Genomic DNA, 26,433 nt, shown 5'->3' with positions numbered 1-26,433 from the left:
CCCACCCATGATGCACTCCCGGCCATGACCTCATCCGGAGAAATTCAAATGAGGCAACGAATCAGTCTTCCCGGAGGTATTGCAATGAGGCAATAGGGAGCCGTCAGTCGTCGGACGAACCTCTCAGCTATCTGAACTTGCTCGGCGACCACCGTGGCCACCGTCAGTCCGGGCACGTGACCCAAAAAACTTCCCGCACGCTGTCGATCCCGTACCAGCCCATTCGACGCTAGGGTATGAAGCGAAATGCGCTTCGGTTCAAAACCCCTACAGGAGACCGACCATGAAGTACATGATGCTGCTCAAGTCCGACGCCGACACCGAGTCCGGCCGGATGCCCACCGATGAAGAACTGAACGCGATGGGCCGCTACAACGATGAACTGATCAAGGCCGGCGTCATGCTTGCGGGCGAGGGGCTGCACCCCAGCTCCGAGGGCGCGCGGGTGGAGTTCTCCGGCGACGCCCGGACGGTCACGGACGGTCCGTTCACCGAGGCCAAGGAACTGATCGCGGGTTTCTGGATCATCCAGGCCGCATCCAAGGAGGAAGCGGTCGAGTGGGCCCGCCGGGTGCCGCTGCAGACCGGCCAGATCGAAGTCCGCCAGGTCTTCGACGTCTCGGAGTTCGACCAGGACAACGAATACATCCAGAAGGAAGTCCAGTGGCGCGCGGAACACGAGGCCCCCACCTCCTGACAGCCCGCCCATGACCGCACCGGATTCGATCCGCCGCACCGTGGACGCGGTGTGGCGGATCGAATCCGCCCGTGTCATTGCTGCCCTGGTGCGGACGGTCGGCAGCGTAGACCTGGCCGAGGAACTCGCCCAGGACGCCGTCGTCGAGGCCCTGGAACAGTGGCCGGAGCGGGGCATCCCGCACAATCCGGGTGCCTGGCTGACGGCAGTGGCCAAGCGCCGGGCAGTGGACCACTGGCGCCGCCAGGAGCGGCTGGACGGCAAGTACCGGCAGATGGCCTGCGAACGGTCCGCCGTTCCCATTTCCGGAGAGCCGGATCCGGAGCTGCTGGACAATCCGGTGGACGACGACGTGCTGCGGCTGGTCTTCGTGGCCTGCCACCCGGTGTTGTCCCGGCAGGCGCAGGTGGCGCTGACCCTGCGGCTGGTCGGCGGCCTGTCCACCGAGGAGATCGCCCGCGCCTACCTGGTGCCGGTGCCGACGGTCGCCCAGCGGATCGTCCGGGCCAAGCGGACCCTGTCTGCCGCCCGGGTACCCTTCGAAGTCCCGGCCGGCCGGGAGCTTCCCGAAAGGCTGGGTGCGGTCCTGGCCGTGATCTACCTGATTTTCAACGAGGGTTACACGGCGACGTCCGGCGAGCGCTGGACGCGCCCGGAACTCTGTCAGGAAGCGCTGCGGCTGGGCCGGATGCTCGCAGAACTGGTGCCGGCCGAACCGGAAATCCACGGGCTGGCGGCATTGATGGAAATCCAGGCCTCGCGGCTGGGCGCCCGGACCGACGCGTCCGGCGAACCGGTGCTGCTGCTGGACCAGGACCGGCGGCGCTGGAACCGGCTGCTGATCGGCCGCGGGCTGGCCGCGCTGGACCGGGCCAGGGGGCTGGGGCGCGGTGCAGGGCCTTACCAGCTGCAGGCGGAGATCGCCGCCTGCCACGCCCGCGCGGCGACCGGTCCGGACACGGACTGGCACCGCATCGCCGCCGTCTACGATGCCCTGGCTCAGCTCATGCCCTCACCGGTGGTGGAGCTCAACCGCGCCGTGGCGCTGTCGATGGCCTACGGGCCGGAAGCCGGGCTGGAAGTCGTGGAACGGCTGGTGGAGCAGGGCCAGCTGGCGAACTACCATTTGCTGCCGAGCGTGCGGGCCGACCTGCTGCACAAGCTCGGACGCCTGGAAGAAGCGCGCGCGGAATTCACGCGGGCGGCCGGACTCACGCAGAACCAGCGCGAGCGGACGCTGCTGCTGAACCGGGCCGCCACCTGCGCTCCCGGCGGCACCCCCAGCGGCTGATTCCGGGGACGTTATTTTCCGACGGCGGTCGCCAGCCAGCGCCGGGCTGCGGCGGCCAGCATCAGCACCAGCAGGATGATGAGGATCCCGTCCGCGGCGATATAGAAGTAGTGGAGGGCGGATCCGCCGTCGTCGGTGCCAGCGATCACCGCGTCGGTGCGCCGGTTCAGCAGCGGCCGGATCACGGCAACCTTCGCCAGGAGCACGGCCCAGCATGCGCCGACCAGCCGCCAGAAGCCGCGGTCCGTCCCCGGCCTGAGGCAGGCCAGCGTCAACAGTGCGGCAATGACCAGTTCCACGATGTTCATCGCCGTGAAGACCAGCCGCCCGATTCCCAGGCCCAGCGGAATGATGATGCCCGGGGCCTGGAACTTCAGCGGAGCTTCGATCAGCGAGATGCCGATGATGAGTCCCAGCCAGACTGCCGGAAGAATGAGCCGGGCGCCAATCCGGAGCCGTTCCATGTCTGCCCTCCTTCTCCGTGCCAATTCTCGCACTGCACAGGGACCGCCGTGCGCTCATTGCGGATCGTTGCGGATCCGTTGACAAGCCCGTCCGGCCGCTGTTTCACTGGCAGGGCGCGACGCCCGCTACCGGAAGGGGGGATCAATGACATCGTCCGTGCACACCGGCCAGGGTTCCCTTCCCCTGTCCGAGGACGAGGCGGAAATCTATGTGGCGTCCGTCTGTTTCAAAACCGGCCCGCCCGGAGCCCTGGGCATCGAGGTGGAACGGACCATCCATGACCGTGCCGATCCCGCACTCCCCGTCCCGGTGGCTGCCGTGCGGGATGCCGTGGCACCGTCCGACCGCCCGCTTCCGGGCGGCGGACGCATCACCTTCGAACCCGGCGGCCAGCTGGAGGTCAGTTCGGCCTGCGCCCCGGACCTGCCCGCGCTCATCGGCTCCACCCGCCGTGACCTCGCCGCGGCGGACGCCCGGCTGGCCGCCGCCGGCCTGCGTGCCGGTGGTCTGGCCCTGGATCCGCACCGGCCGCCCGTGCGCACTCTGTACCTGCCGCGCTACGCTGCCATGCAGCACCATTTCGACCAGTCCGGCCAGGCCGGACGCACCATGATGTGCTCCACCGCGTCGCTGCAGGTCTCGCTGGATGCCGGGTTCGACCCCGCTGAACGCTGGCGGCAGCTGCACGCCCTGGCCCCGGTGCTGGTGGCAATGTTTGCCAACTCCCCCTTCCGCGCCGGCCGCCCCACCGGCTGGCAGTGCGAGCGCCAGGCCATCTGGCTGGCCACCGATCCCACCCGGACCGCCGCTCCCGAAGCCGGATCCGATGATCCGCGGGTGGACTGGGCCCGGTACGCCCTCGACGCGCTGGTGCTCTGCATCCCGCCCGCCGCAGACGCACCCGGAACCAACGACGCGGGTCCCCCGGCTGAATCCTGGCAGGCACCCCGCGGCCTGACCATGCGGGCCTGGCTGCGGGGCGACGGCCCGCGCCGACCGACCAGGCAGGACCTGGACTACCACCTCACGACCCTCTTCCCGCCCGTCCGCCCGCGTGGCTTCCTCGAACTGCGGGTGATCGACGCCCAGGCCGGCGGTGACTGGGAGGTGCCGGCCGCCGTCGTACCCGCCCTGGTAGAGGATCCGCGCGCGGCGGACCTGGCCGCCGAAGCCTGCGGGTGCCTCACCCAGCTGGAGGATCCGCTGGCTGCCGCCGCCCGCGAGGGCCTTGGCCATCCCGTGCTGGCCGCGGCTGCCGCCGTGTGTGCCGAGGCCGCTCTCGACGCGCTGCCGAGGAGGGGCGCGGACCCGGCCACGCGCACACGGGTGGAGTCCTTCATTGACCGCTATACCGCCCAGGGCCGCTCGCCGTCGGACGAGCGGCTGGAAGCCTGGCACCGCACCGGCCGGCTGGAGCCCGAGGAGGATCCGCGATGACCACCGAAACCGCCGCCCCGGATGCCTTGGCGCCGGAAGCGCTGCGCGCCCAGCTGGCCGCGCGGCTGGAGGCCGCCCGGCGCCGCACGCTGGCGCTGACCGACTGCGACGACCAGGAGCTGCTCAAGCAGCACTCGCCGCTGATGTCCCCGCTGGTGTGGGACCTGGCGCATGTGGGCAGCCAGGAGGAGCTGTGGCTGGTGCGCGATGTCGGCGGCAGGGAGCCGCTGCGCTGCGACATCGACGACATGTATGACGCCTTCCAGCATTCGCGCAGCAGCCGGCCCGAGCTGCCGCTGCTCTCCCCGGCCGAATCCCGCCGCTACCTTGCCGAGGTGCGGGACAAGGCGCTGGACGTGCTGGACCGCACCCCGCTGGAGGGCTCCCCGCTGCTGGAGAACGGCTTCGCCTTCGGCATGATCGTCCAGCACGAGCAGCAGCACGACGAGACCATGCTGGCCACCCACCAGTTGCGCGTCGGCGATCCCATACTGCAGGCCGCTCCTCTGCCCGCCGAGGTGCTGGATCCGGACGCCGGACGGCTGCCGCGGGAGGCGCTGGTGCCGGCCGGTCCCTTCACCATGGGCACCTCCGTGGAACCGTGGGCGCTGGACAACGAGCGCCCCGCGCACCAGGTGGACGTCCCGGCCTACTGGATCGATACGCTGCCGGTCACCAATGCGGACTACCGGAGTTTCATGGACGACGGCGGCTACTCCCGCTCCGGGCTGTGGAGCGACGCCGGCTGGGCACACCGGATGGAGGCCAATCTGGAAGCGCCCAAATACTGGAAGGACGACGGCGGCACCTGGCTGCGGCGGCGGTTCGGCGTCGTCGAGACCGTGCCGGACGATGAGCCGGTGCAGCATGTGTGCTGGTACGAGGCGGAGGCCTACGCCCGCTGGGCCGGGCGTAGGCTGCCCACCGAAACCGAGTGGGAGAAAGCGGCGCGCTGGGATCCGGCCGCCGACCGGTCCCGGCGCTATCCCTGGGGCGACGAGGACCCGCAGCCCCGGCACGCCAACCTGGGCGGCAGCGCGCTGCGCCCGTCCCCGGCCGGCTCCTACCCGCAGGGTGCCTCCGCCCTGGGCGTCCGGCAACTCATGGGCGACGTCTGGGAGTGGGTCTCCAGCGATTTCCGGCCGTACCCGGGCTTCGCCGCCTTCCCCTACCGGGAGTACAGCGAGGTCTTCTTCGGACCGGACTACAAGGTGCTGCGCGGCGGCTCCTGGGCCGTGGACGCGGCCGCATGCCGGGGCACCTTCCGCAACTGGGACTACCCCATCCGGCGGCAGATCTTCGCCGGCTTCCGCACGGCGCGGGACGCGGGGCCGGAATGCGCGGGGCCTGAATACGCAGGGCTGGCCTCCGGGCCGGAAGGAGCGCGCTGACCATGTGCCGCCACCTCGCTTTCCTGGGCCCGCCGACGTCGCTGGCTGAACTGCTGCTCACTCCGGAGTTCGGGCTGCTGCGCCAGTCCTGGGCGCCGCGCCGGCAGCTGTTCGGCACCGTCAACGCGGACGGCTTCGGCGTCGGCTGGTACGCGCCCGGGGATCCGCGGCCTGCCCGCTACCGGCGCGCGGTGCCGATGTGGGCGGATAAGTCCTTTGCCGACGTCGCACGTGTCACCGCCAGCACTGCGGTGCTGGCCGCCGTGCGCTCGGCGACCATCGGCACTACCCAGGACGAGTCCGCCGCTGCACCCTACACCGACGGCCGGTGGCTGTTCAGCCACAACGGCCGGCTCGAGGGCTGGCCGCAGCGGGTGGAAAAGCTGGCCGCGGGCCTGCCGGCGTCGCGCCTGCTGTCGCTGGAGGCACAGGTGGATTCCGCGCTGGTCTGGGCGCTGGTGCTGGAACGCCTGGCCGCCGGCGACGGCCCGGCCGATGCGCTGGAACGGACCGTGGCCGATGTGCTGGCCGCCACCACCGGCCGGCTCAACCTGCTGCTGACCGACGGCGCCACCATCGCCGCCACCGCCGCCGGGGACACGCTGTTCTGGCGCACCGGTTCCGAAGGGACCATTGTGGCCAGCGAACCGTCCGACGACACATCTGGCTGGCACGAGGTGCCCGACTTGTCGGTGCTCACTGCCACCCGGGACACCGTGGACGTGCGCCCGCTCCGCCTCACCAACGGACCCGCCGGGTCCGACGCGACATCCGCACCGATGCTCACCGCCAGGAAGGAACCCTCCGTACCATGACGCTGCCAGTGGAACTCGAGATCGCGCATTACCTGCCCCCGCACCACCTGGAGAAAAGCCTGCGCGCGGACGTCCGCGCCGGGCTCACGAAGGCGGAGAAGACGCTGCCGCCCAAGTGGTTCTACGACCAGCGGGGCAGCGAGCTCTTCGAGCAGATCACGGAGCTGCCGGAGTACTACCCCACCCGTGCCGAGCGCGAGGTCCTGGAGCAGTATGCCGGGGAAATGGCGGCAGCCTGCCCTGCCGAGACGCTGATCGAGTTGGGTTCCGGTTCCTCACGGAAGACGCCGCTGCTGCTGCGGGCGCTGGATCAGGCGGGCGCACTGGAGCGCTATATCGCCGTTGATGTCAGCGACAGCGCACTGATCGGCGCCGGCGCGGAGCTCGCGGAGCTTTTCCCCGACCTCGAGCTGAATCCCGTGGCCGCCGACTTCGAGACCCAGCTGCAGGTGCTCCCGCACGAAGGCCGCCGCATGATCGCCTTCCTCGGCGGCACCATCGGGAACATGGAACCGGACGCCCGGTCCGGTTTCCTGCGTAATATCCGGCGGCTGCTGGGATCCGACGGCGGCACCCTGCTGATCGGCACGGACCTGGTCAAGCCGCCGGAGGTGCTGGTTCCGGCCTATGACGACGCCGCCGGCGTCACGGCGGACTTCAACCGGAATGTGCTGCGCGTGCTCAACCGGGAACTGGGTGCAGACTTCGAGGTCGAGGCCTTCGAGCACGTGGCGGTATGGCGGCCGGAACTGGAATGGATCGAGATGCGGCTGCGGGCCACCCGCCCCATGCAGGTCCGCATTCCCGGCGTGGACCTGGTGGTCGACTTCGCCGAGGGCGAGGACCTGCGGACAGAGATCTCGGCCAAGTTCCGGCCCGAGCGGATCGCCGCGGAGCTGGCTGCGGCGGATTTGGCCGTCGTCGGACAGTGGACCGACGCCCAGGGCCGGTACGCCATGACCCTGGCGGAAGCCGTCTAGCGGCCGGGCCTACCACCCGGGTCCAGGCCGGCCCTGCGGCCTGCCTACGGCGCCCAGGCGAAGCCGGGCGGGACGTGCACGAGCGGCCCGGAGACGCCGGGCAACGGTTCCGCGGCGGCGCCGGCGTTGCTGGCCAGCGCCTCCGCTACCTGGGCGGGGGTTGCGGCAGGGTTGAGGGACAGCAGCACTGCCGCCGCACCGGCCACATGCGGGGAGGCCATCGATGTCCCTGACAGGACGGCAGTGGCGGTGTCACTGTGGATCCACGCCGACTCGATGGACTCGCCCGGCGCCCACAGGTCGACGCAGGGTCCGTGGTTGGAGAACACGACGGGCCGGTCGGCCTGGTCGATGGCGGCGACGGTCAGGGCGCCCGGCACCCGTGCCGGCGAGACGCGGCAGGCGTCGCTGCCCTCGTTGCCGGCGGCCACGACCGCGGTCACGCCGTCGTCGATGACTCCCTGGAGCGCCGCATCAGCGGTGGTGCCCTCGGCTGTGGTGCTGCCCAGGCTCAGGTTCATCACGGCGGGAACCCCGGCGGCGTGGTCGGCGGCGATCCATTCCAGCCCCGCGACGATCTCCGATTCCAGGGCGAACCCGGCGCAGTCCAGCACCCGGACCGGCACGATGGTCGCTTCCTTGGCCACCCCGTAGGTGGAGCCGGCGATGATGCCGGCGGTATGCGTACCGTGCCCGTTGCAGTCCGCGGATCCCCGTCCGTCCGCGAACACGGTGAAGCCCTCGGCCACCCGTCCGCCGAATTCGGCATGGGAGGCCAGCACTCCGGTGTCCATCACGTAGGCGCTCACGCCGGCCCCGGTGGACGGCGCCGTGTAGGAGCCGGACAGCGGCAGCGTGCGCTGGTCAAGGCGGTCGAGCCCCCACGGCGCCGGCTGCTGCGTTGCGGTGGTATGCACCGGGGCATCGGGTTCGACGGCGGCCACACCTGGTGCGCGGGAAAGCTCCGCAGCCTGGGCTTCAGTGGCGGTCACGACGGCGGCGGATACTGCGACGGAGAACGTCCGGATCACGTCGACGCCCCGCTCGCGCAGGGCCGCGGACTCGGCGGCTGCGTCGGTTCCAGGTGCGAACCGGACCAGATAGCGGCCAGCCCGTTCGGCAGCCGCGGAATCCGGCGGAGCGGCATCCGGCGCGGCAGAACCCGGCGGCGCCGAATCCGCGGGGGCGACGCCAACCAACGCGGCAGCGGACAGAAGGACGGACGCGAAAATTCGGGCTGCGGATCGCACCACAGGTCACCTCTCGTTCGAGGAGGTCGGCCGGCCCCTGCCGCCTCTGTTTGTGCCCCGTTGTTTATCTCGTTGATTATGCCCCGGCGCCGTGCCGGATACCAGTGATTTAACCATCGTACGCGCGAAGACCCGTGCGGGACCGGCCGGATTCCGGATTCGCACTCCGTGGTTCAGCGCATGTCGCCGCCCCGGGTGCTAGATCCCGGCTTTTCCCGCAGGCCCACCCAGGCCGCCAGGATCAGCGTCGGCAGCACGGCGATGAACCAGACGGCGAGCGCCGTGTCATGCTGGTCCGCGAGCGGGCTGGTGCCCCAGTCCCGGCCCAGCGCGGTGAACCAGCCGGACTGGATGGGGGTCGGTGATGCGGCCAGCCAGCCGGACCACGCTCCCAGCAGCACAGCGGTCACCGCCGCGACCACTCCGCGTGAGGCGGTGGAGAATTCCGGACGCGCGGACCGTTCCAGAAGCGAGGAGTAGAAGCAGGCGCCCACCACGATGAAGTAGCCCTGGACGAGCTCATGGGCCACGTCCCCGTCGAGCATGAGCAGGAACGCGGGCGAGTAGTAGAAGGTGGCAACGGAACCGACCAGCAGCCCGGCAGCCGCCACCGGATGTCCCAGCCACCGGTTCCGCGCGGAGCTGGCCAGGGCGGCGAACTCGCCCAGCCCCAGGCCGCCGTCGGACCGCGGCGGGGCCACTGCCCTCACCAGATGGAGCGGATCACCCAGGATCAGCAGGAACGGAACTACCAGCGCCAGGGTGAGGTGGGCAGCGGTGTTGATGCTGAACAGGATCGGACCGTAGATAGCGGGCGCGCTGCACGTGACGTAGAACAGCACCGCCAGCCCGCCCAGCCAGCTCGCCGTCCGGTGCGCCGGCCACGTCTGCCCGTGCAGGCGCAGGCGGGATACCCCGTACAGATAGGAGCCTGCGGCCAGCAGGATGAAGCTCAGCCAGATCCAGTCGATGCGCCACACTGTGAACAGCTGCCCGACATCGATCGGCGGCGGCAGTTCATAGCCGGTGAGGCGCCGGGCCGCGGACATGGTCGGATCGGGCACCGACGGCACCGGCGCCGGCAGCCGTGAGAGCACCACGGAGACGCCGCTGACCGCACCAAGGATGAGGATTTCGACGGCGACCAGCCGCCACACGGGCGCCCGGCCGCCGTGTTCCAGCCGGCTCACCGCGAGCCGGCGGTGCAGCAGGCCGATGCCGCCCAGGACCAGCGTGGCCACGGCCTTGATCCCGACCAGGCTGCCGTACGGCGTCGCCACCGCCTGCCAGCTGCCCAGGTCAATCATCGAGCTGACAAGGCCGGAGACCAGGACCAGCAGGAATGCGGAGCCGGACAGCGCTGAAAACCGCCGAAGGACCGCTGCCTGCCCTTGGACGTCGAGCAGCTGCGCGCCGGTCCCGCGGACCGTCAGCAACCTGGCGACGAGCGCCAGCACCATGGTCCCGCCGAACCACAGTCCGGCGCCGAGCATATGCAGGGCCACCGAGTCCGTGGCCGCATTATGGTGGTCGCTGCCCTCCAGATGGCGCATCAGGGATACCGGTACGACGCCGGCAGCCGCCACCAATGCCACAGCGGCCAAACCGGCCTGCGCCCGGACCACGCAGGTCAGCACCAGCACGGCAGCGGCGATCACCAGGACGCCAAGCCACCCCTGTCCGAGCGCCGTCGCAGAGACGAAGGCGAGGAACGCTCCCGCGAAACCCCCGTCCCCCGGTGCCGCACAGCGGCCGATCTCGGCACAGCTGAGGGTCAGGGACACGGCAGCGGACAGCACCCACAGTCCCGAACCGGCAACGGCTATGTGCACCACCCGCCGGAATGCCGGGTGCACCGACAGTTCGGGCGGCTCCGGTTCAGGTTTGGGCGCCGCTTTGCCCACGGCCGTCGTCAGGGCTTCGGCCGGCCGGCTGCCAGGCAGGAGCAGTGCTCCGAAGACCAGCGCTCCCAGCACCAGCGCGAACGCCAGATGGCTGGCCATCCGGGTCAGCGGACGGGCCCATTCCATCAGTCCGGCCGCATCCGGCCCGGACGGCCACGCCGCGGCATTTGTGTACAGGAGCGCCCAGCCCAGCGCGAGCACGGCGGGGGCAAGGCCAGCTGCCACCCATCCGCCCGAGCTGCCCCGGCGAATGCCGCGCAGCTCCGGTGCACGGGTGCCCGGCCTACCCAAGCCGGCGGTCACGGCGGCCTTTGGGCATTTCAACGGACAGTCCCGGCGGCGCCGGGACTGCGTGGACGGAAAGGGACAGTGCCCATGTGATCATGCGATCCCCCAAGATCGATGCTTCCTTCCATCCTTGTGGACTCGGCGGCCGATGTACAGGATATTGAGCCGGATGACGCTCCTCCGCGGCTTCCGGCCCCGCTGGTTCAGCGCGAGAACGCTGCCGGCCCCCTGGTGCCGTTGAATCGGTACCCGGGGGCCGGCGTCGTACGGTTACGTTACTGCCAACGGTGGGCGACGTCGATCACCAGCCGCGACCCCTCCCCGGGGCCGTCGAGCGTGAACACCCGGAACGGCAGCCGGGCGCGCACGCCCAGGCCGATCTGCGTGACGGCCTCGAAGCTGCCGGCGAATGCCACCTGGCGGAAGGTCTGGAAACCAGCCACGTTCACCGCTTCATTCGGGTTCGCCGGGTTGTACGTCGCGTTGCCGTTCTGGTCATAGGCAGGGTCAAAGACCGTGATCTGCAGGAACGCCCCGCCCCGCAGCGGCACTGTGAAGCCGGACCCGTCCTGGGTCACGGCCTGGACATAGCGGACGTTGTACCGCGGCGCCTCGCCGGCGACGTCTACCACCAAGCGGTCGAAGCAGGCGTGCCGGCCGGCCCGGATGTTGGTGATCGGATCCTGGCCGGGACCCGTATTTAGCGGAGCGTTCGCCTTGGCCAGCGAGCCCCAGGTGATCCCGCAGTAGGGAGCCGCCGATGCGGCGGCCGACGTCACCAGCCCCAGACCGGCGAACATCACCACGGCGGCCAGCAGCGCGCGGAGCGGCTTCCGCGCCCGCCTGCGGCCCCGCGCCGCCGGCATCCGAGGTTTTGGTTGGTTGGGCAGCTGTCCCCTGGCCGCCCTGAAGATCGCGTGCATGTCCTGCATCCTGTTAATCAGCGATTGCTTAATCAGCGATTGCGAGTGAAAGGACGTCCGTTTCGACGCCATGGCCTGCGCGGCCCCGTAGCAACTGGCACGTCCGCACAGCATTCTGCGCGGAGTGTTGCACTTAGTGTGCGCGCCGGAAACATCCGGAACCAGCAAGATTCGGGGACAAAGACGAAACGATTGGATACGCAATCGGCGCCGCGCTGACCTAGTTAATAACGTTCCTTGCTAACGACGCCGGCACCTGAGGTTCCGTGGCGCCACGGAACCTAAGGTGCCGGCGTCCTTCTCCTGGACTGTCAGCGCGGCTGGCCCAGCCCGAAGTGCATCAGATCCTCGCCCACTACCAGGTTTCCGGAGAAACCCACCTGCGCCTTCTCCCACTTCTCCACGGGCGTATTGCCGGGGACCAGGTGCGTGAGCACCAGTGTCTTGACGCCGGCCTTCTCCGCCTGCGGCCCAACTTCCTCGATGGCCGTGTGAGCCGCCAGCATGTGCTGCATCAGGTTGGGGTCGGGTTTCGGTGAATCCGGTCCCATGAGGCTGTCCACCCAGTCCATGTCGATGCATTCGTGCAGCAGCAGGTCCGCTCCCTGCGAAATCCGCACCAGGTTGTCGCAGACGCCGGTGTCACCGGAAATCACGATCGACCCGTCCGGCGTATCGAAGCGGAACGCGAATGCGGGGAAGATCGGGCGGTGGTCCACCAGGATGGCACTGACGGCTATGTTTTCATCGCGGTAGATCTCGAAGGGCTCCATCGCCGGCGTCGGGTTGCCGTTGGGATCCTCGCCGGTTCCCGCCGGGAGCGCAATGTCCTCGACCTCGAAGATCTCCCGCAGGTCCTGCTTGGCGTTGTCCCGCATCCGGTCATTGATGTCCAGGGCATAAGCCTGCAGGAGGCGGCCGGTCGATTCGGCCAGTCCGGGCGTCGGTGATTCCGGGTTGAAGACCTCCGGCAGATTCCCGCGCTTTTCCTCGGCGAAAATGGGCGGAAGAACGCCTCTGTCTCCGGGGCCGAGAACCTTGATCGGCCGCTTCAGGCCGTCGGAGCCGTTGTGCCAGGCCAGCAACAGCAGATTGGGGTAGTCAACCATGTGGTCCGAATGGTGGTGGGTGATGAAGACGGCACGGAGGTCGTCCAATCCCTTCTGGAAGCCTGCCGGGCCCAGGCCGGATTTGCGAAACTGTGGGCCCCAGCCCTCACCGCAGTCGATCAGGTAGTGGGTGCCGTTGACCGTAACCACGGTGGAGATGCCGGTCCGGTCGGAACCGTCCCACCACGGCGGGCCGCCGGCGGTGCCCAGCAGCGTCACGCTGGTGCGGTATTTCCGGGCTTCGTCCCGGGTCAGAGGCTGGTAGTTCATGGCGTTGGTGTCCTGTTCTGCTAGGTGCGTGCATGGGCTGCCGGTGGTGCTGCCGGTCAGCGGATGGAGGCGTGGGACTTGGCTTCCTGGATCAACTGGAAAACCCGGCTGCGCAGCTGGGCGTACTCGGGCAGCACCTTGGTTTCCACCTGGTGGCGGGGCCGGGGAAGAGCGACCTCAATGTTTTCGCTGACCCGGGTGGGCGCTCCGGACAGCACGATGACCCGGTCCCCCAAGTAGACGGCTTCGTCAATATCGTGGGTGACAAAGACGACGGTCGTGTCAAAGGTCTGGCGCACCTGCAGGACGAGGTCTTCGAGTTCGATCCGGGTCTGGGCGTCGACGGCCGCGAACGGTTCGTCCATCAGCAGGACGTCAGGCCGGTAGGCCAGGCCGCGGGCAATCGCCGCCCGCTGCTGCATGCCGCCGGACATCTGCCAGGGATAGAGGTCCCCCTTGCCGCCCAGTCCCACCGACTGCAGGACTTCTTGGATGCGCCCGGGACGCTCGGACTTGGGGAACTTGTTGCGCAGCGGCAGCTCGATGTTCTGCCGCACCGTCATCCAGGGCAGCAGCGAGCGGCTGTAGTCCTGGAAAACGACGGCGAGTTTCGACGGCGGCTCGATGACGGTTTCGCCTTCGAAGACCGCTTCGCCGGCGGTGGGGGCCAGCAGGCCTGCCATGCATTTGAGCAGCGTCGTTTTGCCCGAACCGGACGGTCCGACGACGCAGACGAATTCGCCTTTGCGGATCTCGAAGTCCACGCCGGCCAGGATTCGGTTGGCCCCGTAGCTCTTCTGCAGATTGCGAAGTTCCAGCAGGACTTCGCCGGAGCGGCCGGAGGCGGACGAGCTGCCGGTGGTGGGTGCGGTGGTGGTGTTGGTCATGGTCAGTGGCTCCCTGTGGTTGCGCGCATGCCGGCCTGCCAGCGCAGGATGCGGCGCTCGGCGCGGATGAATATGAGGTTGGCCAGGTACCCGAGGATTCCGAGCACGATGGTTCCGGCCCAGGTTTCCGCCACGGCAAACGTCTGCTGGGAGTTCAGCACGTAGTAGCCGATGCCGTTGGTGGATGCGACCATTTCCGAGACGACGATCAGGATGATCGACATCTGCAGTGTGGTCCGCAGGCCGGCGAAGATCTGCGGCCCGGCGTTGGGGAGGATCACGAACCGCACCCGCTGTGAGCGGGTCAGCTTATAGGACCGGGACACGTCGGTCAGCTGCGGATCCAGGGAACGGACGCCGTCGATCGTGTTCAGGAGCGTCGGCCAAATGGCGCCGGCCACGATGATGGCAATGTTCATGGCGGGGCCGATTCCGAACAGCAGCAGCCCGATCGGCAGCAGGACCGGCGGTGGCAGTGAACGCAGGAACTGGATCACGGGTTCGACAGCGGCGCGAAGCGGCGCATACATCCCGATCACCAGCCCCAAGCCGACGCCCAGGACCGCGGCGAGCAGGAATCCGGCCAGGAACTTAAGCACGCTCGGGATCAGGTGGGTTGCCAGGCCCGGACCCAGCCAGTCCCGGGCGAACGTGCCCAGGATGGTCTCCATGGACGGGAAGTACAGCGAGGTGTTCCCGGAGGACGTCAGCCCCCAGGCAACCAGCAGCGCGGCTGGCAGCCACGTCCGCAGCAGCACGAGCTTCCAGCCGCGATAGCGGCCGAGAGCCGATGGTACAGAACTCACGGCTTTGCTTCCTCTCGTTGTGAGGCGTGCCAGAAGAGCAGCGGTTTCTCCCCGTACCGGAACACCAGGTTGACGCCAAGTCCCAGGAGGCCGGTGGCGATGATCAGCGCGTACATCTCCGGCAGGGCGTTGGCGGACTGGGCGACGACGATGCTCTGGCCCAGCCCCTCTGCCCCGCCGATCATTTCCGTTACCACGGCCACGACGACGGCGATCGCGGCCGAGACGCGCAGGCCCGTTGCGGCGAACGGCAGCAGGGACGGCATGATGACGCGGGTGGTGGTCAGCCATCCGCCCAGCCGGTAGCTCCGGGCCATCTCCATGGCGACGCCGTTGACCTCCTTGAGTCCGTAGATCATCTGCGTCAACAACGGCCAGACGGCGCCGAAAACCACCAAATAGAGTTTCATACCGGGCGAAGGGCCCCACAGCAGCAGCCCCAGGGGAATGAGGGCAACCGGCGGGATAGGCTTCAGGAACTCGAGCACGAACCAGGTGGATTCCATCACCCTCCGGGACAGCCCGATTACCAGCGCAAGCGGCGTGGCCAGCACGGTGATGACCAGCAGTCCCAGCAGCGCTACGGAGAGGGTCCCCCAAACCGCCTTCCAGAACGGTGCGGACACCAACTGCGCCATGAAGGCGGACATAACATCGCCGGCGCCCGGAATCGACGCCGCAGGCAGCAGGCCGCTGCGGCTGGCCCCCTCCCAGAGGAGGAAGATCAGGACGACGGTTGCCGGTCCCAGCCATCGGTGGTCCAAGGGCCTGCGGCGGCGGGACCGGGCAAGGGCAGCCGCTGGGGGCAGCGATTCGACAGCGTTGCTCATTGCCACACCACCGCCGCCCCGTCGACGGCTTCCGGCAGGAAGCCCAGCTCCGTCATCACTGCGGATGCCTGGTCAAGTGCCTCCGGGCTTACGTTCTTGCCGTAGCCCGGCTGCAGCATGGCTGCGGCTGTCTCCGGCTTGAGCTTGCCGTACTTCACCAGCACTTCCTGCACCTTCTCCGGATGTTCCGCTGCCGTCCGGCTGCCTTTGGCCACAGCCGAGGCGAACTTCTCCACGAGTTCCGGATTCCTGTCGATAAACGGCTGGGCGCTGAAGAACAGTGCGAAGGTTCCGCCGGGCAGCATGGCGTCTGTGTACGGATGGGCGATGGCGCGGGCACCGTTGGCTTTGCCGATGGTGAAAAACGGCTCCACGACACTGGCGGCGTCTACGCGGCCCTGCTGCATGGCCGTCATCATCTCCGGCAGAGGCATGGCCACGAAGGTCACCTTGGATGGGTCGCCGCCGTCGGCCTCGATGCTGCGGGCCGCGGCGATATGGAGGATGGATGACAGCGCATTGACCGCGACCGTCCTGCCCTCCAGTTCCGCCGGCCGCGTGATACCGGCGCTCTCCGGGACCAGCAGGGCGGAGACGTCCTGGTCCGCGGAAGCGGCGACATCCGCCGCGTTGGCCACGGCTTTGACGGGCAGTCCCTTCTGCGCGGCGGCCAGGAACGGAGTGGTGGCGGCAGTGCCGAACTGCAGTTGGCCATTGATCACCGACGGGGCAATAGCTGCGGCGTTCTGCATGACCTGGGTCTGGACATTCAGCCCCTCCTGCTCGAAGTACCCCTCCTCGAGGGCGATGTAGACAGGCGCGAAGTCGGCCACCGGAATAACGCCGACCTTGATCGGGTCGTCCGGCGCCAGTTCCTTGGCGCTTCCCTGCCCCACCCCGCAGCCGGACAGCGCCATCGCTGCGGCCCCCAGCAGGGCAATTAGGTATTTGATACGCATGGAAACCTTTCCTCGGAACGCGGTCACGTGGGGAAACTAGTGGTGACCGTGGTCACGTTCGAGTCTGCCCGCGCGGAAGTTATAGGACAAATACCGATTTCCAGCAAAAGCTATATATTCTCTAAATATGGATCTCCGCCAGCTCCGCTACTTCCTGACCGTGGCGCAGGAAGGGTCCTTCTCCCGGGCCGCCGCGTCCCTCCACATGACCCAGCCGCCGCTGAGCCTTGCGGTCTCCCAGCTGGAGAAGGAGATGGGCATCCGGCTGCTGGAACGCCATTCGCACGGGGTCCGCACTACCGCCGCGGGCGAGTACCTGGTCGAAGCCGGTGCGCAGCTGCTGCAGCGGACCGCACGGATCGAACAGCACCTGCTGGACCTGGGGCGCGGCATCAGGGGGCGCCTGCGGGTGGCGGCCGTCCCGACATTTTCCTGGACCTACCTGCCACCGCTCCTGCAGAAGTATGCGCAGATCGCCGCCAACGTCGAGGTGGAACTGTCAGACCCGGCTCCCCAGGACGTCCTCTCCCTGGTGGCCTCGGGCATCGCGGACATCGGATTCGTGGCCACCGGCAACACGGAACAGCTTCGCCGGTTCCACGAGTCCGAACTCCACGTGGAACTGGCCCACCCGATGCCGCTTGCGGCCGCCCTTCCCCGCCGCCTCCGGGACGCGCCGGACCCCGTGGACCTGCGCTCCCTGCTGGACGAGCGCTGGATAGTTCCGGCCAGGATTCCCGGCTTCCCCGGCCTGATCGAACTCATCGAGGCCGTCTGGGCCGACCTGGAATGCAGCCCGCAGGTCCACGTCGTTTCCACGCTCCAGACCGCCGTGCCGCTGGTGGTGGCCGAAATGGGCGTCAGCATTATGCCCGGCTCCATCACCGAGATCACAAACGACAGCCTTGTGATCCGACGAACCTTGCAGGTCATCCGCCCGCTGGAGGCCGCCGTCGTTTGGTCCAGGTCCCAGACGCCCACGCCGGCGCTGCGCCGGTTCCTGGAGCTGGTCCTCCCCGGGCCGGCTCTGGACCGGCTCGGCTAGACTGGGGAACTATGACGCAGCTAACACTGCGCCCGCAGGGGGGCACCACCAAAGACAGCACCACCGGAAACATCGCAGGGCAGAAGTCCGGCCCGTCCCAGGCTCCGGACGGCCTGGTACGCTTTTCGACCATCGGCCTGCCCGATCCGCAGCGCGTGGAATTGTGGGAAAACCACAATGCGCAGGCGCTGATCGGCCTGGGCTGCCGGACCCTCGACAACGCCTCGCTGGATGCCACCGAACTGAACCTCCAGCTGCCGAACCTGCAGTTTGCCCACGTCGCCGGGAACCCCCATGTCGTGGAACGCACCCGGCACCACATCGACGCGAACCCGGCGGACGCCGTCGTGCTTTACTTCACGCTGGAAGGCGAGGCCTTCTTCTACCATGAGGACGGCTGCCGTATCCTGCAACCAGGCCAGGCGGTGATGTACGACGCCGACCGGCCGTTCATGCGCGGTTTCTCCCAGGGCCTGAAGGAACTGGCGCTGAAAGTGCCGCGCCAGGTGTATGCCGCCGTCGCCGGAAGCAGCGCGCCGCAGATGCCCCAGGTGTTCGATTTCCGTTCTTCGGACGGACCCGGCAGCCACGGCCACGCACTGGCCCGGCTCATGGACTCGGCGCTGCGCTCCCGGGGCGCCGATGCCGCACGGACCGAGGCAACCGCCGTCGACCTGCTCACGGCGCTGGTGGGCGGAACCGGCGCGGCCGGCCCAGCGGCGCATTTCGCAGCCGCCGGCGCCTTCATCGAGCGCCGGCTGCGGGACCAGAACCTGTCCGCCACGCGGATCGCGGAGGGGATCGGAATCAGCGAACGCCAGCTGTCCCGCGTCTTCAGTGCCGAAGGCACCAGCGTGGCCGGCTTCATCCTGAAGCGGCGGCTTGACCTGGCCGGCAGCATCCTGACGTCCAGGCGCGGCGGCAGGATGTCGATCGGCCAGATCGCGCAGGAATGCGGCTTCTCCTCCCAGGCCTACTTCGCCCGCACCTTCAAGGAGCGGTTCGGCGCCACGCCCGTGCAGCTGCGGCGTCAGGTCGCAGCCGGCTGAATTTGCATATTTCGGCCATCCTTTTGCAGCTTTCCGCCATCCCCTCCTCCGGCTGGCTGTGGCGTGGAACACTCGGAGCAAATCCCCCGCAGAACGTGGCGCGGGGCTGCCGAGAGGAAAACCAATGGTGATTTTCAACGACGGGGTCGCCGAGACCGAGACCCCGGATTCCAATGTCGTGGAGACCGATGTGCTGATCGTCGGCTCCGGCCCGGCGGGCTCATCCGCCGCCTTGTTCCTGTCCTCCCTGGGCATCCCGAACATCATGATCACCAAGTACCGCTGGACGGCCAATACCCCGAGGGCCCACATCACCAACCAGCGGACCATGGAGATCTTCCGGGACATGGGCATCGAGGAGCAGGTGCTGGCGGACGCGACCCCGCACGAGATGATCGGCGACACGGTCTTCTGCACCTCCATCGCCGGCGAGGAGATTGGCCGCATCCTTACCTGGGGCAACCACCCGGCCCGCCACGCGGACTATGAACTGGCCTCGCCGTCGCTGAACTGTGATATCCCGCAGACCTACCTGGAACCGATCCTGGTCCGCAATGCCACCATGCGGGGCACCCAGACCCAGTTCTCCACCGAATACCTCTCCCACACCCAGGACGAGAACGGCGTCAGCGTCCGCGTGCTGAACCGCCTCACCGGCTCTGAATACACCATCCAGACGAAGTACCTCATCGGCGCGGACGGCGCCCGCTCCAAGGTCGCCGCGGACATTGGCCTGCCGTACGAGGGGCAGATGGACATTGCCGGGTCGATGAACATCACCTTCAAGGCGGACATCGCCGAACTCGTCGGCCACCGCCCGTCGGTACTGTACTGGGTGGTCCAGCCGGGCTCGAACATCGGCGGGATCGGCGCCGGACTGGTCCGTATGGTCCGGCCGTGGAATGAATGGCTGATCGTCTGGGGCTTCGATATCAGCGGGGGCACACCGGAGGTCAGTGAGGAAGATGCCCGGCAGATCGTCCGCAATCTCATCGGCGTGCAGGATCTTGACGTCGACATCACCGGCATCTCGCTCTGGGGCAATAACGAGCAGTACGCGACGCGTCTGCAGTCCGGCCGGGTCTTCTGCGCCGGCGACGCCGTGCACAAGCATCCGCCGAGCAACGGGTTGGGCTCCAACACATCCATCCAGGACTCCTACAACCTGGCGTGGAAGCTGGCCGCCGTGCTCAACGGCCAGGCCGGCGCGGACCTGCTGGAGACCTACTCCGCGGAGCGCGCCCCCGTGGCCAAGCAGATCGTCACCCGTGCCAACAAGTCCGGCCGTGAATTCGGGCAGCTCTTCGAGGCGCTGGGCATTGACAAGGCGGAGACGCCCGAACAGATGCACGCGCTGATCGAATCCCGCAAGGACAACTCCCCGGAGGGCGCCGCCAAGCGCGCCGCTGTGCAGGAGGCCATGGAAATCAAGAACTACGAGTTCAACGCCCACGGCGTGGAGCTGGGACAGCACTATGCCTCCTCCGCCGTCGTCGGCGACGGCACCACCAAACCCGCCCCCACCCGCGATCCTGAGCTCTACTACGAGCCCTCCACCCATCCGGGCGTCCGACTCCCCCACGCCTGGGTCGGCGACAACATGCACAAGTACTCCACGCATGACCTGGCTCCCTACGGACAGTTCACTGTGTTCACCGGCATCACCGGCGAGGACTGGACGACGGCGGCGCAGAAGGTCTCCGACCAGCTCGGCGTTCCAGTGAATACCGTAGTGATCGGCCCGGGCCAGGAGATCACCGACCTGTACTTCGACTGGTCCAAGCTGCGCGGCACCGCCGAGGACGGCGCCGTGCTGGTCCGGCCGGATAAGCACATCGGCTGGCGCTCGCACTCGCTGCCTGCCGACCCGGAAGCAGCCCTGCGGGACGCTGTGGCCGCCATCCTGAGCCGGAAAGGCTGACCATGTCCTTGGTTTTCGCACATGAAACACTCGGGCAGCGGGTGCTGTTCGGTAGCGGCCGGGCCGGGGAGAATGTGGCGGCGGAGGTTTCGCGGCTGGGCGCGAAGCGGGTGATGGTGATCGCCTCAGAATTCGAGGCCCCGGTCGCGGACCGGGTCACCGAGGGCATCAATGTCGCGTTGAATTACGACGGCGTCGCCCCGCATGTGCCCATCGACAAGGCTGAAAAGGCCCGGGCCGCTGCCGCCGAGGCCGACGCCGACCTGCTGGTCTGCGTCGGCGGGGGTTCGACCACGGGCCTGGCCAAGGCCATCGCCCTGACCTCCGGGATCCCCATCATCGCCGTGCCGACCACCTACGCCGGCTCCGAGGCCACCAATGTATGGGGACTGACCGAGGCCGCCCGCAAAACCACCGGTGTGGATGACAGGGTACTGCCGGCCACGGTGGTCTACGACGCGGAGCTGACCCTCTCCCTGCCGGCGGAGCTGTCGGTGGCCTCCGGGCTGAACGCGCTGGCCCACTGCGTGGACTCGATGTGGGCCCCGCGGGCGGATCCGATCAACGCCGCCCTGGCCGCCGAAGGCATCCGCGCCCTGGCTGCGGGCCTGCCCGCCGTCAAGGCAAACCCGGCCGGCATCGAAGGGCGCGAACAGTGCCTCTACGGGGCGTACCTGGCCGCGGTCGCGTTCGCCTCCGCCGGCTCCGGCATGCACCACAAGATCTGCCACGTCCTCGGCGGCGCCTACAACATGCCGCACGCCCAGACCCACGCCACCGTCCTGCCCTACGTGCTGGCCTTCAACGCGCCGGCCGCTCCCGCGGCAGCCGAACGCATCGCCGCTGCCCTGGGCAACGGCGACGCCGTGGAAGGGCTCAACCACCTGCGCGAAGCCCTGGACGCCCCCACGGCCCTGAAGGACCACGGCCTGGCCGAAGAGAACATCGGCGAAGCGGCGGAGCTGATCCTTCCCTTCATCCCCGCCTCCAATCCCCGCCCCGTCACCGAACAGAACCTGAAGGCCCTGCTGCGCGCCGCCTGGGCAGGCATCACCCCCGCACCGGAAGGATTCCACTCATGAGCACGAGCACCACCGCAACAATCACCGAGCAAACCCCCGCCGTCTCCGCGGAGCAGGAAGCGATCGAGCAGAAACTCGTGGACACCGTCGTCGCCTCCTTCGACGGAACCCCCGACGAGCGGCTCAGGCAGCTGATGCAGTCCCTGACCCGGCACCTGCACGCCTTCATCCGCGAGGTCCGCCTGACCGAGGCCGAATGGAACAAGGCCATCGAATTCCTCACCGCCGCCGGCCACATCACCGACGACAAGCGCCAGGAATTCATCCTGCTCTCCGACGTTCTGGGTGCCTCCATGCAGACCATCGCGGTCAACAACCAGGCCGTCGGCGACGCCACTGAGGCCACCGTCTTCGGACCGTTCTTTTCCGAGGACGCCCCCCGGATCGGGAACGGCGGGGACATCGCCGGCGGCGCCCCCGGCCAGCCGTGCTGGATCGAAGGCACCGTGCGCGACACCGACGGCACCCCGGTGCCCGGGGCCCGGATCGAGGTCTGGGAGGCGGACGAGGACGGCTTCTACGACGTCCAGTACACCGACCAGCGCATCGCCGGCCGCGCCCACCTGTACTCCGAGGCGGACGGATCCTTCCGGTTCTGGGGCCTGACCCCCACCCCCTACCCCATCCCGCACGACGGGCCCGTCGGCAAAATGCTCGAGGCCGCCGGCCGCTCCCCGGTCCGGGCCGCGCACCTGCACTTCATGGTCACCGCACCGGGCCTGCGCACCCTGGTCACGCACATCTTCGTCGAGGGCGACCCGCAGCTTCAGATCGGCGACTCCGTCTTCGGCGTCAAGGACTCCCTGATCAAGCGCTTCGAACAGCAGGAACCCGGCACCCCCGCCCCCGACGGCCGCGACCTGGGCAACCGCACCTGGGCCCGCACCCGCTTCGACATCATCCTCGCCCCCGCGGAAGACGCCTGACGCCCATAAGGGGAACGACGCCGGCACCTGGGCTCCTCGCTGTGAAGCGGCGAACCAAAGTGCCGGCGTCGTTCTCCTATGCGTCCCCGTTCAGGGACAACCGGCGGAAGTCCGCCGGCGTATGCCCGGTTGCCGACTTGAACACCTGCCCGAAGTGGGACGCACCCTTGAAACCCCAGCGCACCGCGATGGCCGCCACCGGCGTCGCAGCCATCAGCGGATCCGACAAATCCCGACGGCAGCGCTCCAGCCGACGTTCGCGGATCCACGCCGCAACGGTCATGCCGCTGTCCTGGAACAGCCCGTGCAGATGGCGCGTGGAAATGAAGTGCGCCGCTGCAACCTCCCGCGGTCCCAGCCCGGGGTCGGCCAACTGGTCGTCAATAAAGGCGCAGACCCGCCGCAGCAGCGTTTCCCGGGGATCCCGCCGGGAAGCCCGCTCCCTGGCGCCGAGCTGGCTGTTCAGCATGGTGCCGATCAGGTTCATGACGCCGGCGACGGCCGCTTCCTGGCTGCTGCGGTGGACAGCCTCCGACGTCCGGTTCAGCTGCTCGAGCAGGGCCCAGACGGCCGGGGCGATGCCGTCGTCACTGCGGAACCGGGTTGCCGTGAGTTCCAGCAGCTGCGCACGGGGAGCCTCGATCAGGCGCTGCGGAAACTTCACGCTCATGGACCGGTAGTCGTCGCTGCTGACCAGCGTCGCCGGCCTGGTTGTGTCGTAGAAGGCGAAATCTCCCGGCTTCAGGACAGTGCTGCGGTCATCCTGGCTGAGCGTGATTTCTCCGGAGAGCTGCAGCGTCAGCAGGTAATCCGGACGTTCGTCGTCCCCAATCTGGGTTGCATCGCGGAAGGCCGCGTGGCTTCCGGTGTGCATCGAGATGAAACTGATCCCGGCAAAAGGTTTGCTGTCCAACTGCCCGCGGAAGCGGTCCGGATGGACGAAATCGAAATCGAAATTCAGCAGCGAGCGGGCGACTGCCTCGCGCCATCCAGCCACCGATGCGGGCGCGGCCGAGCTTTGGTCCAGCAACAAATCCCTCCTTACCGCCGGCAGACCGAACCGTGCGCGCATTCGACAGTGGCATGCGCCCGGCCGTGATGTTCGTGATCTGCATCACGAATAGCGTACTGGATACACAAGCTTCCACTGTCGAAAGGACAGCACTATGACGGACCAGCTGACCGCGGCACAGGCGCCTGGGGCCAAGGCGCCGCACTTGGCCGACGCGCCTCTCGTCACTTCCCGCCGTGGCCACTTCTGGATTTCCGGTGAACCGGTGGCCACGGCCACCGGAACCGCCCAGCGCGCCCCGCTGTTCGTGGCCTGGGAGGCCCCGGCCAAGATCACGCAGCCTTATCCGCTGGTTCTCATCCACGGCGGCGGCGGACAAGGGACGGACTGGACCGGCACCATCGACGGCCGGCCCGGCTGGGCAACCCGGTTCGTCGAGGCAGGCTTCGCCGTCTACATCGTGGACCGTGCCGGCCACGGCCGTTCGCCGTACCATCCCGACGTCGTCGGCCCCATGGGCGGGCCCTTCCCCTATGAGGCAGGCAAGGCCCTGTTCCTCCCGGATGAGGCGGCCGCGGACCAGACCCAGTGGACGTACTCCCGGGACATCGGCTCCGACGGCGTCGACCAGCTGCTGGCAGGCATGGGCCCGCTTCCGGCCGACCTGGGATACTCCCAGGCTCTGGACGCTGAGCGCCTGGGACGGTTGCTGGACCGGATCGGCCCGGCGGTGCTGGTGACCCATTCGGCCGGCGGACCGGTCGGCTGGCTCACCGCGGATGCCCGGCCGGAGCTGGTCAAGGGCATCGCCGCCATCGAGCCCATGGGGCCGGCCTTTGTCGAGTTCCCCGGACTTGGCCGGCTCGACTGGGGCCTGACGGCCGCACCCATCGCCTACGACCCGCCGCTGGGCAGTGCAGCGGAAGCGGAAGCCGTCGATCCGGCGTCGTTGGCCATCCCGGCGCTGGCCGGCACGCCCGTAGCCGTGGTCACCGGCGGAGCCTCGGCCTTCGCAGGCTTCGCGCCGCAGGTGGTCGAATTCCTCGCTGCGGCCGGCGCCGACGCTGAATGGCTGCACCTGCCGGAACTGGGCATCGAGGGCAACGGCCACGGCCTGATCTTCGAGGCGAACTCGGACGAGACGGTGAAGCCCGTTATCGCCTGGATCCAGTCCAGTTGGCCGCAGGCCTGAGCTCATCCACTTCACACACCCCTACAAGGAAGTAAGGAACATGACGCAGGAACTGATCGAACAGACTTCCCGGCTCAACACGATGGAGGACTTCCCGGCGCTGCTTGAGCGGCTGGAAGCCATCACCCCGGTACTGAAGGCCAACGCCGAAGCCAACGAGGCCGAGGGCAAGCTCACGGACGAGGTCGTTGCCGCGCTGCACGAATCGGGCGTCTTCCGCCTGGGTATCCCCCGGTCCCTCGGCGGCTACGAAGCCTCCCCGCGCCAGGTCGTCGAGACCATCGAAAAGCTGGCCTACGCCGATGCCTCCACCGGCTGGGCGGTTATGGCGCTGCAGATGGTCACCGGCACCACTGCTGCCTACCTCGGTGAGGAGGCAGCCCGGGCCATCTTCCCCGACGGAGGCTACAGCCTGATCGCCGGGCAGGGCACCCGCATGGGCAAGGCGGTTAAGGTCGACGGCGGCTACCGCCTCAGCGGTTCATGGAGCTTCGGCTCCGGCATGCCGCAGGCCTCCTGGATCCATACCGCCGCAATCGTCGAGCAGACCGGGGAGCCGCTGATCTTCACGCTGCCGAAGGAACAGGCCACACTGATCGATAACTGGGATGTCATGGGGCTAAAGGCTACCGGCAGCATCGACTACATCATCGAGGACGTCTTCGTCCCCGATGCATTCGTCTATAACGTGGCCACGATGGAACCGCTCAACGGCGGCGCCATCTACACCATAGGCCTGGCCAACATGTCCGGGATCAACCACGCCGGGTGGGCGCTGGGCGTTGCGCGCCGGATGCTGGACGAGATGAAGGACCTGGCCCGGAAGAAGTCCGGCATCCCCGGCACCAGCGTCGACACCCAGCAGTACTACGCCGAATACGCCCAGGCCGAGGCCAAGCTGCGCTCGGCGCGCGCCTTCGTCATGGATGTCTGGGCCGGCAATGAGGCAAAGCTGGCCGCCGGTGAGCTGCTCGACCGCGAGCAGGAGACCCTGACCCGCCTGGCTCTCAACAACGCCACCTGGTCCGCCCACGATGTCTGCATGACCGTATATAAGTGGGCGGCAACCGCAGCCCTCCGCTCCGGTGACCTGCAGCGTTTCTTCCGTGACATGCACGCCGGCACCCAGCACGTCACCTCCGGTCCCGTCGTCCTGCAAAGCTGCGGCAAAGTGCTCTCCGGACTTGCCGATGACGCCCAGTGGGTCTTTTTCTCGCTGGCCGACCGCAGCGCCGGACGCCCGTAAGCCGCGGGTACGACGGCGGCAACCCGCCGCCGTCGTACCCTCCCCTCCCAAGCCACCGATAAAAGGATGTCCGATGTCTTCCCACCCCACCTCCCTGCGCCGGCTCCCGCACGCCGCGCAGCCACATTTCGCCGATATGGTCAGTGCCGACGACTTCAAGGCTGCGTTCCGTAACCATCCCGCCGGCGTCTCCATCATCACCGCGGAAGGCCCCGCCGGGCCGGTCGGCCTGACGGCCAGTTCCGTGTTCTCCGTTTCGGCGAACCCGCCGCTGCTGGTCTTCTCCCTCTCCGCGCAGTCCTCCTCCGCCGCCGCCATCCGGGAGGCGGAAACCGTGGTCGTCCATCTGCTCGGCGCGGACCAGCTCGAACTGGCCAGGACATTCGCCACCGGCGGCATCGACCGCTTTGCGGACACCTCGGCCTGGTCGCGGCTCATCACTGGTGAGCCGTTCCTGCCCAGCGCCAACGCATGGCTGCGCGGCAGGATCGTCAACCAGATGACAGCGGGAGACTCCTCCGTGGTGGCGGTGCAGGTCCTGCAGGTCAACATCCCCATGACCGAGGACCGCGGCGCGGAGCAGGCGCATCCGCTGGTGTACCACAACCGGGAATGGCACGCGCTCAGCGCCGAATCGCGGATCGGCTGACTAGACTGA

The 26,433-nt window shown here is 68.3% G+C and carries 24 protein-coding genes; 14 read left to right on the top strand and 10 right to left on the bottom strand.

The annotated features are described in order from the left end of the window. Positions 1-283: 283 nt before the first annotated feature. Both AC5RWU_RS10005 and AC5RWU_RS10000 read left to right on the top strand, forming a co-directional pair. Positions 284-697, top strand: coding sequence for a YciI family protein (locus AC5RWU_RS10005; protein ID WP_494029561.1), 414 nt, complete (start codon positions 284-286; stop codon positions 695-697). A gap of 10 nt (positions 698-707) precedes the next feature. Beyond that, positions 708-1,988, top strand: coding sequence for an RNA polymerase sigma factor (locus AC5RWU_RS10000; RefSeq protein ID WP_494029562.1), 1,281 nt, complete (start codon positions 708-710; stop codon positions 1,986-1,988). 11 nt (positions 1,989-1,999) lie between these two features. Here AC5RWU_RS10000 and AC5RWU_RS09995 read toward each other — a convergent pair whose 3' ends face one another. Next, complete coding sequence (locus tag AC5RWU_RS09995) at positions 2,000-2,452, bottom strand: hypothetical protein (RefSeq protein ID WP_494029563.1); 453 nt, start codon at positions 2,450-2,452, stop codon at positions 2,000-2,002. A gap of 145 nt (positions 2,453-2,597) precedes the next feature. Between AC5RWU_RS09995 and egtA the strand changes: the two genes are divergently transcribed. From egtA to egtD, 4 genes are read left to right on the top strand one after another with little or no spacing between them, the layout of a single operon-like run. Beyond that, positions 2,598-3,890 carry an ergothioneine biosynthesis glutamate--cysteine ligase EgtA gene (egtA, locus tag AC5RWU_RS09990; protein ID WP_494029564.1) on the top strand — a complete coding sequence of 431 codons (1,293 nt, stop codon included), beginning with the start codon at positions 2,598-2,600 and terminating at the stop codon, positions 3,888-3,890. After that, complete coding sequence (gene egtB, locus AC5RWU_RS09985; protein WP_494029565.1) at positions 3,887-5,281, top strand: ergothioneine biosynthesis protein EgtB; 1,395 nt, start codon at positions 3,887-3,889, stop codon at positions 5,279-5,281. The genes egtA and egtB overlap by 4 nt, the downstream gene beginning before the upstream one ends. Positions 5,282-5,283: 2 nt before the next feature. After that, on the top strand, positions 5,284-6,096 hold the full coding sequence (gene egtC / locus AC5RWU_RS09980) for an ergothioneine biosynthesis protein EgtC (RefSeq protein WP_494029566.1): 813 nt from the start codon (positions 5,284-5,286) through the stop codon (positions 6,094-6,096). Next, the gene (gene egtD / locus AC5RWU_RS09975) at positions 6,093-7,076 is read left to right on the top strand and encodes an L-histidine N(alpha)-methyltransferase (RefSeq protein ID WP_494029567.1); all 984 of its coding nucleotides are present in this window, start codon (positions 6,093-6,095) and stop codon (positions 7,074-7,076) included. The genes egtC and egtD overlap by 4 nt, the downstream gene beginning before the upstream one ends. A 44-nt stretch (positions 7,077-7,120) precedes the next feature. Here the strand turns inward: egtD and AC5RWU_RS09970 are convergent, their stop codons facing one another. The 8 genes from AC5RWU_RS09970 to AC5RWU_RS09935 all read right to left on the bottom strand — a co-directional run bounded on the left by AC5RWU_RS09970 (position 7,121) and on the right by AC5RWU_RS09935 (position 16,302). Continuing rightward, a complete protein-coding gene (locus AC5RWU_RS09970; protein ID WP_494029568.1) occupies positions 7,121-8,329 on the bottom strand; it encodes a S8 family peptidase in 1,209 nt (402 codons plus the stop codon). A gap of 170 nt (positions 8,330-8,499) precedes the next feature. After that, positions 8,500-10,455: a bifunctional copper resistance protein CopD/cytochrome c oxidase assembly protein gene (locus AC5RWU_RS09965; protein WP_494036975.1), complete on the bottom strand. Its 1,956-nt coding sequence runs from the start codon at positions 10,453-10,455 to the stop codon at positions 8,500-8,502. 338 nt (positions 10,456-10,793) lie between these two features. Then, entirely contained in the window at positions 10,794-11,384 is a 591-nt protein-coding gene (locus tag AC5RWU_RS09960) for an AMIN-like domain-containing (lipo)protein (RefSeq protein WP_494029752.1), read from the bottom strand. 368 nt (positions 11,385-11,752) lie between these two features. Next, positions 11,753-12,820 (bottom strand): MBL fold metallo-hydrolase, encoded by a 1,068-nt coding sequence (locus tag AC5RWU_RS09955; RefSeq protein ID WP_494029570.1) that lies wholly within the window; start codon positions 12,818-12,820, stop codon positions 11,753-11,755. Positions 12,821-12,876: 56 nt separating this feature from the next. Then, entirely contained in the window at positions 12,877-13,707 is an 831-nt protein-coding gene (locus AC5RWU_RS09950) for an ABC transporter ATP-binding protein (protein WP_494029571.1), read from the bottom strand. A 2-nt stretch (positions 13,708-13,709) separates the two neighbouring features. Beyond that, positions 13,710-14,513, bottom strand: a complete 804-nt coding sequence (locus tag AC5RWU_RS09945; RefSeq protein WP_494029572.1) for an ABC transporter permease — start codon at positions 14,511-14,513, stop codon at positions 13,710-13,712. Further along, a complete protein-coding gene (locus AC5RWU_RS09940; RefSeq protein WP_494029573.1) occupies positions 14,510-15,343 on the bottom strand; it encodes an ABC transporter permease in 834 nt (277 codons plus the stop codon). Before AC5RWU_RS09940 ends, AC5RWU_RS09945 begins: the two co-directional genes overlap by 4 nt. Next, positions 15,340-16,302: an ABC transporter substrate-binding protein gene (locus tag AC5RWU_RS09935; RefSeq protein ID WP_494029574.1), complete on the bottom strand. Its 963-nt coding sequence runs from the start codon at positions 16,300-16,302 to the stop codon at positions 15,340-15,342. The genes AC5RWU_RS09940 and AC5RWU_RS09935 overlap by 4 nt, the downstream gene beginning before the upstream one ends. 127 nt (positions 16,303-16,429) lie before the next feature. Between AC5RWU_RS09935 and AC5RWU_RS09930 the strand changes: the two genes are divergently transcribed. From AC5RWU_RS09930 to AC5RWU_RS09910, 5 genes are all read left to right on the top strand, one after another. Beyond that, the gene (locus AC5RWU_RS09930) at positions 16,430-17,347 is read left to right on the top strand and encodes a LysR family transcriptional regulator (protein WP_494029575.1); all 918 of its coding nucleotides are present in this window, start codon (positions 16,430-16,432) and stop codon (positions 17,345-17,347) included. Between the two features lie 11 nt (positions 17,348-17,358). Continuing rightward, on the top strand, positions 17,359-18,396 hold the full coding sequence (locus AC5RWU_RS09925) for a helix-turn-helix domain-containing protein (RefSeq protein WP_494029576.1): 1,038 nt from the start codon (positions 17,359-17,361) through the stop codon (positions 18,394-18,396). 124 nt (positions 18,397-18,520) lie between these two features. Beyond that, positions 18,521-20,317 carry an FAD-dependent oxidoreductase gene (locus tag AC5RWU_RS09920; RefSeq protein ID WP_494029577.1) on the top strand — a complete coding sequence of 599 codons (1,797 nt, stop codon included), beginning with the start codon at positions 18,521-18,523 and terminating at the stop codon, positions 20,315-20,317. Positions 20,318-20,319: 2 nt separating this feature from the next. Then, a complete protein-coding gene (locus tag AC5RWU_RS09915; RefSeq protein ID WP_494029578.1) occupies positions 20,320-21,399 on the top strand; it encodes a maleylacetate reductase in 1,080 nt (359 codons plus the stop codon). Continuing rightward, positions 21,396-22,325, top strand: a complete 930-nt coding sequence (locus tag AC5RWU_RS09910) for an intradiol ring-cleavage dioxygenase (protein WP_494029579.1) — start codon at positions 21,396-21,398, stop codon at positions 22,323-22,325. The genes AC5RWU_RS09915 and AC5RWU_RS09910 overlap by 4 nt, the downstream gene beginning before the upstream one ends. Before the next feature lie 76 nt (positions 22,326-22,401). Here AC5RWU_RS09910 and AC5RWU_RS09905 read toward each other — a convergent pair whose 3' ends face one another. Then, positions 22,402-23,355 (bottom strand): AraC-like ligand-binding domain-containing protein, encoded by a 954-nt coding sequence (locus AC5RWU_RS09905; RefSeq protein ID WP_494029580.1) that lies wholly within the window; start codon positions 23,353-23,355, stop codon positions 22,402-22,404. Positions 23,356-23,491: 136 nt separating this feature from the next. Between AC5RWU_RS09905 and AC5RWU_RS09900 the strand changes: the two genes are divergently transcribed. The 3 genes from AC5RWU_RS09900 to AC5RWU_RS09890 all read left to right on the top strand — a co-directional run bounded on the left by AC5RWU_RS09900 (position 23,492) and on the right by AC5RWU_RS09890 (position 26,424). Next, positions 23,492-24,529, top strand: a complete 1,038-nt coding sequence (locus AC5RWU_RS09900) for an alpha/beta fold hydrolase (protein WP_494029581.1) — start codon at positions 23,492-23,494, stop codon at positions 24,527-24,529. A gap of 40 nt (positions 24,530-24,569) precedes the next feature. Then, entirely contained in the window at positions 24,570-25,775 is a 1,206-nt protein-coding gene (locus AC5RWU_RS09895; protein ID WP_494029582.1) for an acyl-CoA dehydrogenase family protein, read from the top strand. 73 nt (positions 25,776-25,848) lie between these two features. Continuing rightward, complete coding sequence (locus AC5RWU_RS09890) at positions 25,849-26,424, top strand: flavin reductase family protein (RefSeq protein WP_494029583.1); 576 nt, start codon at positions 25,849-25,851, stop codon at positions 26,422-26,424. Positions 26,425-26,433: the final 9 nt, after the last annotated feature.

This window comes from Arthrobacter sp. B0427-1-12 (assembly GCF_059092905.1).
The sequence above is the reverse complement of the archived record's forward strand: the minus strand, read 5'-3'. Positions and strand labels throughout refer to the sequence as shown.

Coding starts and splice junctions, on each gene's coding strand:
- AC5RWU_RS10005 (WP_494029561.1), top strand. CDS start 284: ATGAAGTACATGATGCTGCTCAAGTCCGACGCCGACACCGAGTCCGGC.
- AC5RWU_RS10000 (WP_494029562.1), top strand. CDS start 708: ATGACCGCACCGGATTCGATCCGCCGCACCGTGGACGCGGTGTGGCGG.
- AC5RWU_RS09995 (WP_494029563.1), bottom strand. CDS start 2,452: ATGGAACGGCTCCGGATTGGCGCCCGGCTCATTCTTCCGGCAGTCTGG.
- egtA (WP_494029564.1), top strand. CDS start 2,598: ATGACATCGTCCGTGCACACCGGCCAGGGTTCCCTTCCCCTGTCCGAG.
- egtB (WP_494029565.1), top strand. CDS start 3,887: ATGACCACCGAAACCGCCGCCCCGGATGCCTTGGCGCCGGAAGCGCTG.
- egtC (WP_494029566.1), top strand. CDS start 5,284: ATGTGCCGCCACCTCGCTTTCCTGGGCCCGCCGACGTCGCTGGCTGAA.
- egtD (WP_494029567.1), top strand. CDS start 6,093: ATGACGCTGCCAGTGGAACTCGAGATCGCGCATTACCTGCCCCCGCAC.
- AC5RWU_RS09960 (WP_494029752.1), bottom strand. CDS start 11,384: ATGCCGGCGGCGCGGGGCCGCAGGCGGGCGCGGAAGCCGCTCCGCGCG.
- AC5RWU_RS09955 (WP_494029570.1), bottom strand. CDS start 12,820: ATGAACTACCAGCCTCTGACCCGGGACGAAGCCCGGAAATACCGCACC.
- AC5RWU_RS09950 (WP_494029571.1), bottom strand. CDS start 13,707: ATGACCAACACCACCACCGCACCCACCACCGGCAGCTCGTCCGCCTCC.
- AC5RWU_RS09940 (WP_494029573.1), bottom strand. CDS start 15,343: ATGAGCAACGCTGTCGAATCGCTGCCCCCAGCGGCTGCCCTTGCCCGG.
- AC5RWU_RS09935 (WP_494029574.1), bottom strand. CDS start 16,302: ATGCGTATCAAATACCTAATTGCCCTGCTGGGGGCCGCAGCGATGGCG.
- AC5RWU_RS09930 (WP_494029575.1), top strand. CDS start 16,430: ATGGATCTCCGCCAGCTCCGCTACTTCCTGACCGTGGCGCAGGAAGGG.
- AC5RWU_RS09925 (WP_494029576.1), top strand. CDS start 17,359: ATGACGCAGCTAACACTGCGCCCGCAGGGGGGCACCACCAAAGACAGC.
- AC5RWU_RS09920 (WP_494029577.1), top strand. CDS start 18,521: ATGGTGATTTTCAACGACGGGGTCGCCGAGACCGAGACCCCGGATTCC.
- AC5RWU_RS09915 (WP_494029578.1), top strand. CDS start 20,320: ATGTCCTTGGTTTTCGCACATGAAACACTCGGGCAGCGGGTGCTGTTC.
- AC5RWU_RS09910 (WP_494029579.1), top strand. CDS start 21,396: ATGAGCACGAGCACCACCGCAACAATCACCGAGCAAACCCCCGCCGTC.
- AC5RWU_RS09900 (WP_494029581.1), top strand. CDS start 23,492: ATGACGGACCAGCTGACCGCGGCACAGGCGCCTGGGGCCAAGGCGCCG.
- AC5RWU_RS09895 (WP_494029582.1), top strand. CDS start 24,570: ATGACGCAGGAACTGATCGAACAGACTTCCCGGCTCAACACGATGGAG.
- AC5RWU_RS09890 (WP_494029583.1), top strand. CDS start 25,849: ATGTCTTCCCACCCCACCTCCCTGCGCCGGCTCCCGCACGCCGCGCAG.